Here is a 14,241-nt window from a genome sequence, read left to right as displayed (position 1 = left end):
GCCGCGCCTGGCATCACGCCAGGGCGGCCTTCCCCCGTTGCCCGGCAAAACCGGCCTAGAAGCCGAGATCGGCGCCGCCAGGGCCACCCACCGGCGCTTGCGCCGCCTGGGCTTTGGGAGCCTCATGCACCGTGGCATCGGTCGTGAGCAAGAGTCCCGCCACCGAAGCCGCGTTTTGCAGCGCCGTGCGCGTGACCTTGGTCGGATCGAGCACGCCCTTTTCGACCAGATCGCCGTATTCGCCCGTGGCCGCGTCGTAACCGAAGTTGCCCGTGCCTTCCGCGACCTTCGCCGCCACCACGCTCGCTTCTTCGCCCGCGTTGCTCACGATCTGACGCAGCGGTTCTTCCAGTGCACGCAGCACGATCTTCACGCCCGCCGTCTGATCGGCGTTCTTGCCCTTCAGGTCAAGGATCGCCTGACGCACGCGGATCAGCGCCACGCCGCCACCCGGCACGATGCCCTCTTCCACGGCCGCGCGCGTGGCATGCAACGCATCGTCCACGCGGTCCTTCTTTTCCTTCACTTCGATCTCGGTGGCGCCGCCCACCTTGATGACAGCCACGCCGCCCGCCAGCTTCGCCACACGTTCCTGCAGCTTCTCGCGGTCGTAGTCGGAGGTCGCTTCCTCGATCTGCACGCGAATCTGCTTCACACGCGCCTCGATGGCGCCGGCTTCGCCCGCGCCGTCGATCACCGTGGTGTTTTCCTTGCCCACCTCGATGCGCTTGGCCTGGCCCAGCTCCTGGAGCGTGGCCTTCTCCAGCGTGAGGCCCGTTTCCTCGGCGACCACCTGGCCGCCCGTGAGGATCGCGATGTCTTCGAGCAGCGCCTTGCGGCGGTCGCCGAAACCCGGCGCTTTCACGGCCACCGTCTTCAGCACGCCGCGAATGTTGTTGACGACGAGCGTGGCGAGCGCCTCGCCCTCGATATCCTCGGCGATCAGCAGCAGCGGGCGCCCGGCCTTCGCCACCTGTTCGAGCAGCGGCAGCAGGTCGCGAATGTTGGAGATCTTCTTGTCGTGCAGGAGGATGAACGGATTGTCGAGTTCGGCGACCTGCTTGTCCGGGTTGTTGATGAAGTACGGCGAGAGATAGCCGCGATCGAACTGCAAGCCCTCCACGACGTCGAGTTCGTCGGCGAGCGACTTGCCGTCTTCCACCGTGATCACGCCTTCCTTGCCCACGCGATCGATCGCCTCGGCAATGCGCTGGCCAATCGACTCCTCGCCGTTGGCCGAAATCGTCGCGACCTGCGCAATCTCCTTGCTCGTCGTGGTGGGCTTGCTGATCTTCCTGAGTTCTTCAACGGCGGCCACCACCGCCTTGTCGATGCCGCGCTTCAGGTCGAGCGGGTTGAGCCCCGCCGCCACGTACTTCTGCCCTTCGCGCACGATCGCCTGCGCAAGCACGGTGGCGGTCGTGGTGCCGTCGCCCGCTGCGTCGCTCGTTTTCGAGGCGACTTCCTTGACGACCTGCGCGCCGATGTTCTGGAGCTTGTCGGCCAGTTCGATTTCCCTGGCGACCGAAACGCCGTCCTTGGTCACGACGGGCGCGCCGAAGCTGCGTTCGAGCACGACGTTGCGGCCCTTCGGGCCGAGCGTGACCTTGACGGCGTCGGCGAGCAGGTTCACGCCTTCGATGAGTTTGGTGCGGGCGATGTCGCCGAATACGATGTCTTTGGCTGCCATGATGACGTGCTCTCTCAGGTTCTCGCTTATTGATTGACGACTGCGACGATGTCTTCTTCGCGCAGCACGAGGAGTTCGTTGCCGTCGACCTTCACGGTCTGGCCCGCGTATTTGCCGAACAGCACGCGGTCTCCCGCGTTCAGGTCCGGCGCAATGCGGCGGCCGTCGTTGTCGCGGCGGCCCGGTCCCACGGCCAGCACTTCGCCCTGGTCCGGCTTTTCGGCGGCGCTATCGGGAATGACGATGCCCGACGCGGTGCGGGTTTCCTGGTCGAGTCGTTTGACGATCACGCGATCGTGCAGTGGGCGCAGGCTCATGGGTGGCTTCCTTGCGGTTATCTCTCGGTTATTCGCGGTGAAAATGGCACTCGCCTCGTGCGAGTGCTGATGGAAAACCGAGTATAGAAAGCCGGCGCGCGCCGCTCCAATAACGGATTGGCAGATCGATATCTCACGAACGGGCTTATCGATATCGCGCGGAAGTGGAAAACGGAAAGGAGAGAGGAAAAGAGGAAGCGGAGCGGCGTCAGGCAACGCCGCTCCGGGGTCGTGTTACTGCCGCGGCGCCAGACCGCGAACGACCGACACGAGCGCATCGACCTCTTCGCACGTGTTGTAGAACGCGAGCGAGGGCCGCACGGTGGCTTCCAGACCGAAACGGCGCAGAATGGGCTGGGCGCAATGATGCCCCGCGCGCACTGCAATGCCTTCGCGGCTCAGCGCCTGCCCCACCTCTTCGGTGCTGTAGCCCTTCAGCACGAACGACAGCACGCTGGCCTTGTCGCGAGCCGTGCCCACGAGGCGCACGCCCGGCACCGGCGCGAGCACGCTCGTTGCGTAGGCAAGCAGATCGTGCTCGTAACGCGCGATGTTTTCGATCCCGACGCGGCTCACATAGTCCAGCGCGGCGCCCAGCCCCACCGCATCGGCGATATTGCCGGTGCCCGCTTCGAAGCGCGACGGCGGCGGCTGGAACACCGTCCGCTCGAACGTCACGTCCTGGATCATGTTGCCGCCGCCCTGCCATGGCGGCATGTTTTCCAGCACCTCGCGCTTGCCGTACACCACGCCGATGCCGGTCGGCCCATAGATCTTGTGGCCCGAGAACACGAAGAAGTCCGCATCGAGCGCCTGCACGTCCACCCGCATGTGCGAAATCGACTGCGCGCCGTCGACCAGCGCCTTCGCGCCCGCACGATGCGCAAGCTCCACAATCTCGTCCACGGGCACGACCGTGCCCAGCGCGTTCGACACCTGCGTGACCGAGACGATCTTCGTGCGGTCGTTGAGCAGTTTGCGGTACTCGTCCAGCAGCACCTGGCCCGAATCGTCGACCGGAATGACGCGCAGCCTGGCGCCCTTGAGCGCGGCGAGCTGCTGCCACGGGACGATGTTCGCGTGGTGCTCGAGATGCGAGACGATGATCTCGTCGCCCTCGCCCACGTTCTGCACGCCCCAAGTCTTCGCGATCAGGTTGATCGCCTCGGTCGTGCCGCGCACGAAGACGATCTCTTCGGGCGACGATGCATTGATGAAGCGCTGCACCGTCTTGCGGGCATGTTCGTACGCGTCGGTCGCTCTCGCCGCGAGCGTGTGCGCCGCGCGGTGAATGTTCGAGTTCTCGTGCGCGTAGAAGTACGCGAGGCGATCGATCACGGCCTGCGGCTTGTGCGTCGTCGCGGCGTTGTCGAACCACACCAACGGCTTACCGTTCACGCGCTCCTGGAGGATCGGGAAGTCGCGGCGCACCGCATTGACATCGAAAGGCGGATGCGCGCCGCGCAACGGCACCCCCTGGCTCACGCCTGGCGCCGCCGCCCGTTCGTCGAGAAAGTATCGCGCGGGGCCGCCGTTTGCATCGTAGTCCCGATGATCGAGGGTCAGCAGGCCACGCAGCGCATCGTCGCCCGGCAAGCCGAACGCTTCGGGAGAGGCGAGCCCGTGCACCGGCACCTCGATATCGCGCGCCGTATCGCGCCAGCCGTTGCCCGCCGTTTCCGTGAAGTAGAACGGCGAACGCTCGCTCGTCGTGGCTCGCACTGGCTCGGACGGCTCGGCCACCGTGTAAGCCTGTGGCACGCCAAGCAGCGAGCCGCCCGCGCGCGGCTCCAGCGCCGGTGCGACCGTCACCGCGTTGTCGGGCAGTCCGTTCGCCGCCGCCGCGTGCGGCGCGAGCGCGGGTACGCGATTGCCGAGCGAAAGCACGTGCGTGGGCGCGGAAGGCGCGAGATTCAACCCCGGTGCCTTGCCTTGCGGCGGCGCGAAGCCCGGCACGCCCGTGCCGGTGCCGCCCGGACCCGCGAGCGGTGAGCCCGCCGGCGCCGGATTGCTGACCGAGGCAAGTATCGGCGCGGCCGCGGGCAAGGCGGACGGCACGCCGCCTACCGCGCCGCTACCTGCCGCGACGCCGGGCGCGCCTGCGCCGCCCGGCAACGTGCTGAAGAACTCGTTGGCGAGCCGCGCGAGCGTGGCGGGATCCGGCAGTCCGCCCGGCAACGGCGGATGCGCGATCTCCGTTGGGTTAGCGGTAGGTGTCAGGGTAGTCATGGTACTTGCCGATTTCCACGTCATCGAGCACAGCCAGCGCATCCGGCGAATGCACCGCCAGCGAGCAGTACAGCGAGATCAGATACGACGCGATCGCCTGGTTGTTGATGCCCATGAAGCGCACCGAGAGCCCCGGCCCCTGCTCGCCCGCCACGCCCGGTTGATACAGGCCCACCACGCCCTGGCGCTTGTCGCCCACGCGCAGCAACAGGATCTTGGTCTTGCCGTCGGCAACCGGCACCTTGTCCGAAGGAATCAGCGGAATGCCGCGCCACGTGAGGAACTGCGAACCGAACAGGCTGACCGTAGGCGGCGGCACGCCTCGCCGCGTGCATTCGCGGCCGAATGCGGCAATCGCGAGCGGATGGGTAAGGAAGAACGCGGGCTCTTTCCAGACCTTCGTGAGCAGTTCGTCGAGGTCGTCGGGCGTGGGCGCGCCGGTCAGCGGGAAAATGCGCTGGTCTTCCTCGACGTTCGCCAGCAGGCCGTAGTCGGGATTGTTGATGAGCTGGCTTTCCTGCAACTCCTTGATCGTTTCGATCGTGAGGCGCAGTTGCTCCTTGATCTGGTCGTGCGGGCTGCTGTAGAGGTCGGAAATCCGCGTGTGTACGTCGAGCACCGTGCTCACCGCGTTGAGGAAGTACTCGCGCGGCTGCTCTTCGTAAGGCACGAATGTCGTGGGCAGCGTGCCTTCGTCCTCGCGCGCCGTGCAGGCGGCACGCACTGCTTCGGGGTCCTTAACGCGGTTCAGACGATAAATACCGGCTTCGACCGGCACCCATTGCAGCAGGTGCGTAAGCCAGCGCGGCGTGATCGTGGAAAGCTGCGGGACGGTTTTGGTGGCATTCGCCAGTTGCCGCGCGGCGTTATCGCCAAGCGCGGTCTGGCCGCTCTGAATCGAGGACATGAACGAGGGCTCCGGTGACTTATAACGAAAACTGCTTTGCTTATGAAGACGGCTGATTATGAGGAGCCAATGGAGCCGGATCAACCGGCTATAGACGGCAGCGTGCGGGAAGCCTCAGGGCGACAACGGGCTGCCGGGAAGCGAGATCGCGGTCGGCGCGCCCGCGGCCCCACCCGCAAGCAGCTCCGCGATACCCAAGCCGAAAGCCAATGCAAGCTTTTCGACGGTGACGATCGAAGCGATGGCCGTGCCGCGCTCGATTTCGCCGACGTAGGTGCGGTTGAGTCCCGCATGTTCGGCGAGCCGCTCCTGCGACCAGGCCTGCGCCTCGCGCAGGCGGCGCACTGTGGCGCCGAAGTCATGGACAATGGCGCTCATCATGCCGCGCCCGTTGCGATGGCATCCGGCGCGGCGGTGCCGGGGCGTTCATGCGCCGGCGCGCGCACTTCGTGCCGGGAAATCGCCTGGGTGATATGCGCCCCCGCCGGCACGCTTTCGGTCAGCCAGACATTGCCGCCAATCACCGCGCCGCGCCCGAGCGTGACACGCCCGAGAATCGTCGCGCCCGCATAAATGACGACCTCGTCCTCGACAATGGGATGACGTGGCAGCCCTTTCTCGAGATTGCCGGCCGCGTCGCGGGGAAAGCGTTTTGCGCCGAGCGTCACGGCCTGGTACACACGCACGCGCTCGCCAATGATCGCGGTTTCGCCGATCACGACGCCCGTGCCGTGATCGATGAAGAACGCACTGCCGATCTGCGCGCCCGGATGAATGTCGATGCCGGTGGCCGCATGCGCCAGTTCTGAAATGATGCGCGCGAGCAGCGGCAAACCGAGCCGGTAGAGTTCGTGCGCGAGCCGGTGGTGAATCATCGCCAGCACGCCCGGATAGCAGAGCAGCACCTCGTCGACGCTGCCCGCGGCCGGATCGCCGTTGAACGCCGCGAGTACATCGCTGTCGAGCAATCCCCGGATGACTGGCAGGCGCTGCGAGAACGCACGCACGGCAGCCAATGCGCGTGCATCGATTTCGCCGTGATCGGTTTCGGCGTGGCGCGCCTTGTAGCGCAGTTCGAGCCTCGCCTGCGCCAGCAGTGCGTGCAGCGCGGCGTCGAGCGCATGGCCGACGTAGAAGTTCTCGCTTTCCTGGCGCAGGTCGGGCGGCCCGAGCCGCATCGGGAACAGCACGCCCTTGAGCGTTTCGACGACCTCGGCCAGCGCTTCGCGCGCGGGCAGGTCGCGCCCGCCCGGCTCCAGGGCGCGGCGCTGCAATTCCCGCCATTGCTGACGCACGCCCTGCAGCGCATCGACGATTTCCGACACATGAAATACGGTCACGCCAGTTCTCTCTCTTCGTTATTCGTTGGGGGCGTCGGGAACAGGCTCTAATCCTGCACCCACGGTAAGTCATGAAAACGCCAGCCATTACGGCGCCCGCGCCGGCCGGCTTCGTCCAGGTCGCCTTCAAAGCCTTCGGTGACGTTGAACACATGGGTAAAACCCGCCTTGGCCGCCGCTTCGGCGGCCTGTGCCGACCGGTTGCCGCTGCGGCACAGCAGGACAATCGCCGCGCTCTTGCCTGTCTTTGCCTCGAGCTCGCGCACGAAGCGCGGATTGCGTGTGAAGCTCGTGCCCGTGGCCCACGCCACATGCAACGTGTCGGGCACGTGGCCAACGAACTTGCGCTCTTCGGCCGTGCGCACGTCCACGAGCACCGCTTCGCCCGCCTGATGGAGCGCCCAGGCTTGCCGCGGCGTCACGCTGCCCGCGTAGGGCAGGCCGGCCGCCTGCGCGGCGCCGCGCGCCGCTTCCAGATCCGCGTGCAGCGGCGTTTCATGCAGTTCCACTGTCATCAGTGTCTCCTTAATGTAGACGGCAGCGCCCCGACCCTCGGAGCGCTGCCGCCTATAGCCATCAGGATTCCACTATGCAAGTGCGCCGCCGCCGTTCCAACCAATAAAAACTGATATGCAAATGGGCACAGGTGGGAGATGCAATGGTGCGAATTCGATCGCGTGCGCCCTCGTCAACATGACGCCGGCCTGCCGCGCTGGTCGATCCACAGTCGCGCCCAGCGCGAGGCGTACGCAATGGCGTGATCGGCCTCGAAGAAGTAATCGAGTGCGTCGAAAGTAAACGACGAACCGGGCGGCGACGACCAGTTTTCGATGGTCAGGTTCGCCGCGTAGAGTCCGCTCGGCAATGCGTGTGCGGACGCTTCGACTTCGTAGCCCTTATATCGCATGAAGGCTCCCGTAATGACAAACGCGGACACAAGCGCCCGCGGCACTTCATCCTGGTGCAAGAAGCGCACGACGGCAAAGAAGGCTTTGGCGTTAGCAAATCAGCACGGGCATCACTTCGTCATCACGGTGCACTTTGCCTGCATGGGCGGGAATATTCACGCTGGAACGTCCGATGACAAACGACAGCATATGGTTTGCGCAATTCATTATTTCGCGGCAAACCAGATTCGGCATTACGCTGACATTCGACGTCGCTTTCCAATACTTACGCCATTTAATTAGGTTTACATACGATTCGATTCATGGCGACGCGCGCGCACGTATGCAGACCGCACTCACCTCAAGCGCCTCTTCACTTCGATCCGCACGGAGACCGATTCATGGCCGCATTGCACGGTTCCAGCCTCACCCCGCCCGCCCCGAACGGGCAACGCCGCAAATGGCTGCGCGCCGCCGGCGCGACCGCGCTGAGCGCGCCGGTTCTGACACTCGGCCGCAAGGCATGGTCGGCGCCGGCGCTCAAGCCGTTCACCTTCGCGTGGGCGCCGAACGGCTTTTGCCTCACGCCCGTCGCCGTCGCGCAGGAGCAGGGGTTCTTCGAAAAGAACGGACTGAAGGTCAATCTAGTGAGCTACGCCGGCTCGAACGACCAGTTGCTGCAAACGCTTTCCACCGGCAAGGCCGACGCTGCGGTCGGCATGATCCACCGCTGGCTCAAACCGTTGGAGGCAGGGTTCGATGTGAAGATCATCAGCAGCGTGCACGGCGGATGCGTGCGCCTGATCGGCTCGAGCGCGGCCGGCGTGACGTCGCTCGCCGCGCTCAAAGGCAAAACCGTGGGGGTGAGCGACCTCGCCTCTCCGGGCAAGAACTTCTTCGCCATCCTGCTGCTCAAGCACGGCATCGACCCGGACCGCGACGTGAGCTGGCGCCAGTATCCCGCGGACCTGCTCGATGTCGCCGTGCAAAAGGGCGAGATCCAGGCCATCGCCGACGGCGACCCGAATCTCTATCTGCTGGAACGGCAACGTCCGGGCGCATACACGCATCTCGCCAGCAATCTATCCGACGAATACGCGCACAAGGTCTGCTGCGTGATCGCCGCACGGGGCTCGCTGCTGCGCAGCGATCGCCCGACCGCTGCGGCGCTTGCGCGTGCGCTGATCCAGGCCACCGACTTCTCGCGCGAGAACCCGCGGGAAGCGGCGAAATCGTTCGCGAAGTACACGCCGAAATTCGCCGAGGATGACCTTGTAAAGCTCTATTCGTCGCTCACCTACGATCACCATCCGACCAACGTCGATCTCCAGCAGGAGATCGCGTACTTCGCCGAGGACTTCAAGCGCGCCGGCGTGCTCAAGCCCACCACCGACCCGCAGCGCTTCGCCGCGGCCGTCTACACCAACGTACTGGGGTGACGCGATGACGGCGCTCGAACAGCCTGCGCTGGCGCGCGCCGGCGCCAGCGACGCACTGGAGGCCAGCGAAGGCGCAGGCCAGCCTTTCGCGAATGTCGACCTGCGGGGCCGGCGTTCTTCCGGGCAGCCAACCGCGTGGTACACCGGGCTCGCGGTGGCGGCGGCATGGGCCGTGTTTGGCGGCGTCACGCGCCTGTGGCCGAACCGCATCACCGGTTTTTCCGACTGGGCCTATACCGTCGAACTGGGCGCGGCCGCCTGGGCGATCGCGGCATGGCTCGCGCTGTTCGCGCTCGTACTGCCCGCTCTCGAACGCAGCAGCGAGCGGTTGCGGCCCGCGCTGCGCGGCTTGAGAAAAGCGGGACCATGGCTGATCGCGTTGCCCGTTGCGTTCGCGCTCTGGGAGATCCTCACGGCGAAGACCGCGCTCCTGCCTACGCCGTTCTTCGCGCCGCCGCAGGCGCTCGTCGAGGTCTATCGCGACGACTGGGCGCGGCTCGCCGATTGCGTGGTCCATTCGATCGGCCTGCTCGCCGTAGGCTTTCTCTACGGCGGCGTGGCCGGATTCCTCATCGGCGTGTCGATCGGCTGGTCGCGCGCCGTGGGCTACTGGGTGCACCCCGTCATGCGCGTGCTCGGCCCCGTGCCCGCCACGGCGCTGCTCCCGCTCGCGTTCTATATCTTCCCGTCGAGCCGTTCCGCCGCGATCTTCCTGATCGCGCTCGCCACCGCGTTCCCCGTGACCGTGCTCACGTGGTCGGGAGTCGCGAGCGTGAACAAGGCGTACTACGACGTGGCCCGCACGCTCGGGGCAAGCCAGCGGTTCCTCGTGCTGCGCGTCGCCATTCCGGCTGCGCTGCCCCAGGTCTTCGTCGGCCTCTTCATGGGCCTGAGCGCCTCGTTCACGGTGCTCGTGACAGCCGAGATGATGGGCGTGAAATCCGGCCTTGGCTGGTACCTCACATGGGCGCAGGGGTGGGCGTCGTACTCGAACATGTACGCCGCGCTGCTCGTGATGGCTGTCCTGTTCTCGGGCCTCATCACCCTGCTCTTCCTCGTGCGCGATCGCACGCTCGTCTGGCAGAAAGGAACCGTCAAATGGTAAATGCCGCCGTAGCGCACGCCACGCCCTCGATTTCGCCCGAGCCAGCGATCCGGGGCGCACATATCACTGTCGAGCAGGTGAGCCACCGCTTCGACACGCCCAAGGGCCCGCTCGCGGTGCTCGACGACGTGACGCTCTCGGTCGCGCCGGGCGAATTCGTCGCGCTGCTGGGCCCAAGCGGCTGTGGAAAGTCCACGCTGCTGCGTCTCGTCGCGGGGCTCGAACCGGCGACGCAGGGCAGGGTCCTGCAAGACGGCGCGCCGATCGAGCGGCCCGATCCCTCGCGCGTCGTGGTGTTTCAGGACCCGACGCTCTACCCATGGCGGCGCGTGCGCGCGAACGTCGCGCTCGGGCTGCAGGCGCGCGGCGTGATCAAGCAGGAACGCAAGCGTGTGGATGTCGAGCTCGAACGCGTTGGCCTCACCGAATTCGCGGATGCCTTTCCGCACCAGCTTTCGGGCGGTATGTCGCAGCGCGTGGCGCTGGCCCGCGCGCTCGTCAACGATCCGCGCCTGCTCGTGCTCGACGAGCCGCTCGGCAAGCTCGACTCGCTCACGCGTCTGGCAATGCAGAGCGAACTCGTGGATCTCTGGCAGCGCGACCGTTTCTCTGCGCTGCTCGTCACCCATGATGTGGAAGAAGCGCTCTTTCTTGCCCAGCGCGTGATCGTGTTCAGCCCGCGGCCCGCGCGCGTCGCGGCCGAACTGCATGTCGACCTGCCCTATCCGCGCCATCGCGGCGACCCGGCGTTTGCCGCGCTGCGCCGCGAAGCCTTGCAGCATCTCGGCCTCGACGCGAGCTGGTAAGGAATACGAATGATGCGGCACGCTTCATCCCACGCGCGGCGATGAGCGCGCTGCTTTCCGGCAACGCCTGGCTCAACCCGTTTCTCGGCGCGCTGCAGGCGGCGCAGGTCGAACTCGGCAGTGTGGCGCACGCGTTCGGCATCGCCGGCGACAGCCACGGCCAGCCCGCGTGGCCGTGGCCGAAACGCCTCGCCGTAGAGGTTCTGCTGATCGATGCGGGCGTCGCGCGCCAGCTCGCACTGGCGCTCGCCGCCACCGGCGGCGCACTGCTGCTCGCGGTCGCGGGCCTGGTCTGGCGCGGGCGGCGCATCGCGCTGTTCGCCGCGGCCGCACTCGCCGCCTGGTTCGCGCCGTGGCCCGACACTTCGCTGTGGCTGACCGACGCCGTGCCCACGAGCTTCCAGACCACGCCCTTCTCGGTCGAGACGATCGCGCTCGGCGCGGCACACTATGCGCGCGAGTGCGCGGCCTGCCACGGCGACACGGGCCGCGGCGACGGCCCACGCGCCGGCACGCTCGTGCACTGGCCGCCGACCGTCGTGGGCCCGCTGCTCGGTCATCGTCTGGACGGGGAATTGTTCTGGCGCGTGCTGCATGGCATGCACGCACGCGACGGCGCGCAAACGATGCCCGGATTCGAAGGACGCCTGTCCGATGCGCAGACGTGGGCCATTCTCGATTACCTGAAGGTGCTGGCCGCGGGCGGCGGCGCGCAGGACGGCGAAGGCTGGCCCGTGCCTGTGGCCCTGCCTGCACTAGACGTGCGCTGCGGCGACGCGCCGGCCGTGCCGCTGGCGAGTTGGCGCGCAGGGCAGCGAGTTCGGGCCGTGGCCGTCGACGGGCGCGCGCCTCCGCTCGAAGATCCGCGCTGGCAAACGCTGCTGCTGTTCCGCGACGGCGCGTTGCCCGCGCCGTCCGAAGCCGCGCGTTGGGCAGCGAATGGCGACGCCTCGTGCGTGGCCGTCTCGCCCGGAGCGTGGACTGCGTTCGCGGGCATAGCGGGCGTGAATGCGCAAGCCTTCGCGGGCTCGCAACTGATCGCTGACCGCGACGGCTGGCTGCGCGCCGAGGCGAAACCGGGCGACCCCGCATGGGCCAACGCGGCGCTGCTCTGCACAGCCGCCGATGCGGGCGGCGAACGCGGGGGGCGCGGCGGGCGCGTGAGCCGCGGGCGGTCCGATCCGCTCACTTCGCTACTGCTACGCATTGACGCGGAGCCAGTGCGGTACGTTAAGGGTGGCTACGTGCATTGATCGCGGCACGGAAAAACGCACCTTCATCGCGCACATTCATCGCGCGCCTTCCGCCGCATCGAACGAATCGGGAAGATAACGCATATGATTCGGCATCCCTATTATCTGCCTTCGATATGTAAATCTCGATTTGATATTGGCCACGGTTTGCATCCCAAACCATAATGGGCAACGAGCGGATTGCACCGCCCGCGCGCTCCCGCAGTCTTGAAGCGCGACCTCTCAACCGTATCTGGATCGCTGCGGCCGCGGCCACTTCCGCCACACGGTGACGTGACCCGCGCTCGCGCCCCATGCAGGAGGTAACGTCTTGAGTACCGTACTGGAACATCGAGCGCCGCAATCATCACTTACCCCGCAAGCGGGGTCGCCACTGCTCACCGAATCACTGCTGGAGCGCATCGGTGGCCGCGCAGCGCAGTACGACCGCGAGAACGCGTTCTTCGCAGAGGATCTGGCTGACCTCCACGCATCAGGCTTCCTGCGTGCAAGCGTGCCGCGCCAGTTCGGCGGCCTTGGTTTCACGCTGCCGGCGCTATTGCGCGAGCAGATCAGGCTCGCCTCCCGGGCGCCCGCCACGGCGCTCGCACTCAATATGCATCTCTACTGGGCAGGCGCCGCCTTGCATCTGTGGCGGCGCGGCGATCCTTCGGCCGACTGGATTCTGCGCGAAATCGGCGCGGGCAAGGTGTTCGCCGCAGGCCATGGCGAGCCTGGCAACGATGCGGGCCTCGCGGACTCGACAGTGCGCGCGACGCCGCTACCCGGCGGCGCCTGGCGCTTCGAGGGCCACAAGATCTTCACGTCGCTCGCCCCCGCATGGGACTGGCTCGGCGTGCATGGACGCGACGACAGCGATCCGGCCAATCCGCGCATCGTGCACGCCTTCATTCGCCGGGACGCGGCGGGCCATCGCACCGAGCCCACGTGGGACGCGCTCGGATTGCGTGCGACGAGCAGTCACGACACGTGGCTCGAAGGCGTCGTTGCGCAGCCCGAGCACGTCACCCGCGTGTTGCCCGCGGGGCCGCCCGATGACCCATTCGTCGACGGCATTCTTGGCGCAGTCCTGCCCGGGCTGGGCGCGGTGTATTACGGCATCGCGAAGCGCGCTTTCGACCTGGCGCTGGATGCGGCGCGATCGCGGCGCTCTCTCGCGCTGGGCGGCCAGACGTATGCGTTCAAGCCGCTCACGCAGGCCCACGTCGCGCAAGCCGCGATCGAACTGGAGAGCATCGAGGCGCTGCTCGAGCGCACCGCACAGCGCTGGTGGGACGGCTACGCACCTGGCGAACTGTGGCTCGCGCAACTCCTTGCGGCCAAACAGCACGCCGTCGATGGCGCGCTGCGTGTGGTCAATCTCGCCTTGCAGGTGAGCGGCGCGGGTTCGCTCTCGCGCCGGCAGGAACTCGAAAGGCTTTTTCGCGACGTGCGCGCCGGCGCGTTCCATCCGCCCAACGCCGATGCAACACACGAGTTGATCGGCCAGCTATGGCTGGGCGTCCTCGGCCAGACCGTATAGCGCACGCATCTCAGCAATTCTTCGAAGATTTCCGGTTCGCACGCAAAACATAAGGAGTCCTTTTATGTCTTCTGCCGCATCCACTATCGATATCGCGTCGCGTCGGGCGGATTTCGTTGCCGGTCACGACATCGCACACGAGCCCGTCTCCCGGCTTGGCCTGCCCGAAGAATCGGGGCTGCCGCCGCATGCTGCCGAGCTCTTCGAGCGATTTCGGCGCCAATACGGCTTCGTGCCAAACTGGCTGGCCGCACTGGCCGTCAACCCCGACACGGCGTCGCGGCTCGTGGCGTTCTACGAACATCTGTTCGACCCGCATCGCAGCCGCCTGACGGCCGCCGAGCGAGAACTGATCGCAGTCGTCACTTCCGCGGCGAACACCTGCAGCTATTGCGTGTTCAACCACACCCAGTCGCTCGCGACTGCGCTCGGCGACACCGTGCGCGCACAGCGCATCGCGCAGGGATGGCATCACGTGCGGCTGGATCCGAAGGAGGCGGCGCTCGCCGGGATTGCGGAGCAACTCACGCGCGAACCCGGCCTCGTCGACGACAGCGCTTTGCAGCGGCTCCACGACCTCGGCTTCACGCGTGAGGCGGTCGTCGAGATCCTCGAAATATCCGCTTTCTTCAATTACGCGAACCGTCTGACGATCGCGCTCAATGTCGTGCCCGACGATCAGTTTTTCTCGGGAAGAGACCGCGAGACCTCATAAGATTCGCGCCGTCGACGGGACCGTATAGCCG

14 protein-coding genes are annotated in these 14,241 nt (G+C 66.5%); 6 read left to right on the top strand and 8 right to left on the bottom strand.

The genetic code is table 11. The annotated features are described in order from the left end of the window. Window positions 1-55 precede the first annotated feature (55 nt). From groL to AB4Y36_RS25280, 8 genes are all read right to left on the bottom strand, one after another. Entirely contained in the window at window positions 56-1,690 is a 1,635-nt protein-coding gene (groL, locus tag AB4Y36_RS25315) for a chaperonin GroEL (protein WP_368602076.1), read from the bottom strand. 26 nt (window positions 1,691-1,716) lie between these two features. Continuing rightward, on the bottom strand, window positions 1,717-2,007 hold the full coding sequence (locus tag AB4Y36_RS25310) for a co-chaperone GroES (RefSeq protein WP_069266822.1): 291 nt from the start codon (window positions 2,005-2,007) through the stop codon (window positions 1,717-1,719). A gap of 234 nt (window positions 2,008-2,241) precedes the next feature. Continuing rightward, the gene (locus AB4Y36_RS25305) at window positions 2,242-4,236 is read right to left on the bottom strand and encodes a family 2A encapsulin nanocompartment cargo protein cysteine desulfurase (RefSeq protein ID WP_368684435.1); all 1,995 of its coding nucleotides are present in this window, start codon (window positions 4,234-4,236) and stop codon (window positions 2,242-2,244) included. After that, window positions 4,211-5,143: a family 2A encapsulin nanocompartment shell protein gene (locus AB4Y36_RS25300; RefSeq protein WP_133188073.1), complete on the bottom strand. Its 933-nt coding sequence runs from the start codon at window positions 5,141-5,143 to the stop codon at window positions 4,211-4,213. The genes AB4Y36_RS25305 and AB4Y36_RS25300 overlap by 26 nt, the downstream gene beginning before the upstream one ends. A 114-nt stretch (window positions 5,144-5,257) precedes the next feature. Next, complete coding sequence (locus tag AB4Y36_RS25295; protein ID WP_069266894.1) at window positions 5,258-5,521, bottom strand: helix-turn-helix domain-containing protein; 264 nt, start codon at window positions 5,519-5,521, stop codon at window positions 5,258-5,260. Continuing rightward, on the bottom strand, window positions 5,521-6,483 hold the full coding sequence (gene epsC / locus AB4Y36_RS25290; RefSeq protein ID WP_342950081.1) for a serine O-acetyltransferase EpsC: 963 nt from the start codon (window positions 6,481-6,483) through the stop codon (window positions 5,521-5,523). Before epsC ends, AB4Y36_RS25295 begins: the two co-directional genes overlap by 1 nt. Window positions 6,484-6,530: 47 nt before the next feature. Continuing rightward, window positions 6,531-6,998, bottom strand: coding sequence for a rhodanese-like domain-containing protein (locus tag AB4Y36_RS25285; RefSeq protein ID WP_368602073.1), 468 nt, complete (start codon window positions 6,996-6,998; stop codon window positions 6,531-6,533). Window positions 6,999-7,171: 173 nt separating this feature from the next. After that, window positions 7,172-7,390, bottom strand: a complete 219-nt coding sequence (locus AB4Y36_RS25280; protein WP_069266827.1) for a hypothetical protein — start codon at window positions 7,388-7,390, stop codon at window positions 7,172-7,174. Window positions 7,391-7,771: 381 nt separating this feature from the next. Here AB4Y36_RS25280 and AB4Y36_RS25275 point away from each other — a divergent pair, with 381 nt between their 5' ends. The 6 genes from AB4Y36_RS25275 (at window position 7,772) to AB4Y36_RS25250 (ending at window position 14,210) form a co-directional block, all read left to right on the top strand. Continuing rightward, a complete protein-coding gene (locus tag AB4Y36_RS25275) occupies window positions 7,772-8,809 on the top strand; it encodes an ABC transporter substrate-binding protein (protein ID WP_069266828.1) in 1,038 nt (345 codons plus the stop codon). A gap of 4 nt (window positions 8,810-8,813) precedes the next feature. Further along, window positions 8,814-9,914, top strand: a complete 1,101-nt coding sequence (locus tag AB4Y36_RS25270) for an ABC transporter permease (protein WP_368684434.1) — start codon at window positions 8,814-8,816, stop codon at window positions 9,912-9,914. Continuing rightward, window positions 9,908-10,720, top strand: a complete 813-nt coding sequence (locus tag AB4Y36_RS25265; protein ID WP_342950085.1) for an ABC transporter ATP-binding protein — start codon at window positions 9,908-9,910, stop codon at window positions 10,718-10,720. The genes AB4Y36_RS25270 and AB4Y36_RS25265 overlap by 7 nt, the downstream gene beginning before the upstream one ends. Before the next feature lie 41 nt (window positions 10,721-10,761). Then, window positions 10,762-11,973, top strand: a complete 1,212-nt coding sequence (locus AB4Y36_RS25260) for a cytochrome c (RefSeq protein ID WP_368684433.1) — start codon at window positions 10,762-10,764, stop codon at window positions 11,971-11,973. A 310-nt stretch (window positions 11,974-12,283) separates the two neighbouring features. Next, on the top strand, window positions 12,284-13,495 hold the full coding sequence (locus AB4Y36_RS25255) for an acyl-CoA dehydrogenase family protein (protein ID WP_368619487.1): 1,212 nt from the start codon (window positions 12,284-12,286) through the stop codon (window positions 13,493-13,495). A 64-nt stretch (window positions 13,496-13,559) separates the two neighbouring features. Then, a complete protein-coding gene (locus AB4Y36_RS25250) occupies window positions 13,560-14,210 on the top strand; it encodes a peroxidase-related enzyme (protein ID WP_083245434.1) in 651 nt (216 codons plus the stop codon). The last annotated feature ends 31 nt before the right edge of the window (window positions 14,211-14,241 follow it).

The organism is Paraburkholderia sp. BR10936 (assembly GCF_040965735.1).
Lineage (GTDB): Bacteria > Pseudomonadota > Gammaproteobacteria > Burkholderiales > Burkholderiaceae > Paraburkholderia > Paraburkholderia nodosa_A.
The sequence above is the reverse complement of the archived record's forward strand: the minus strand, read 5'-3'. Positions and strand labels throughout refer to the sequence as shown.

Coding starts and splice junctions, on each gene's coding strand:
- groL (WP_368602076.1), bottom strand. CDS start 1,690: ATGGCAGCCAAAGACATCGTATTCGGCGACATCGCCCGCACCAAACTC.
- AB4Y36_RS25310 (WP_069266822.1), bottom strand. CDS start 2,007: ATGAGCCTGCGCCCACTGCACGATCGCGTGATCGTCAAACGACTCGAC.
- AB4Y36_RS25305 (WP_368684435.1), bottom strand. CDS start 4,236: ATGACTACCCTGACACCTACCGCTAACCCAACGGAGATCGCGCATCCG.
- AB4Y36_RS25300 (WP_133188073.1), bottom strand. CDS start 5,143: ATGTCCTCGATTCAGAGCGGCCAGACCGCGCTTGGCGATAACGCCGCG.
- AB4Y36_RS25295 (WP_069266894.1), bottom strand. CDS start 5,521: ATGAGCGCCATTGTCCATGACTTCGGCGCCACAGTGCGCCGCCTGCGC.
- AB4Y36_RS25285 (WP_368602073.1), bottom strand. CDS start 6,998: ATGACAGTGGAACTGCATGAAACGCCGCTGCACGCGGATCTGGAAGCG.
- AB4Y36_RS25280 (WP_069266827.1), bottom strand. CDS start 7,390: ATGCGATATAAGGGCTACGAAGTCGAAGCGTCCGCACACGCATTGCCG.
- AB4Y36_RS25275 (WP_069266828.1), top strand. CDS start 7,772: ATGGCCGCATTGCACGGTTCCAGCCTCACCCCGCCCGCCCCGAACGGG.
- AB4Y36_RS25270 (WP_368684434.1), top strand. CDS start 8,814: ATGACGGCGCTCGAACAGCCTGCGCTGGCGCGCGCCGGCGCCAGCGAC.
- AB4Y36_RS25265 (WP_342950085.1), top strand. CDS start 9,908: ATGGTAAATGCCGCCGTAGCGCACGCCACGCCCTCGATTTCGCCCGAG.
- AB4Y36_RS25260 (WP_368684433.1), top strand. CDS start 10,762: ATGAGCGCGCTGCTTTCCGGCAACGCCTGGCTCAACCCGTTTCTCGGC.
- AB4Y36_RS25250 (WP_083245434.1), top strand. CDS start 13,560: ATGTCTTCTGCCGCATCCACTATCGATATCGCGTCGCGTCGGGCGGAT.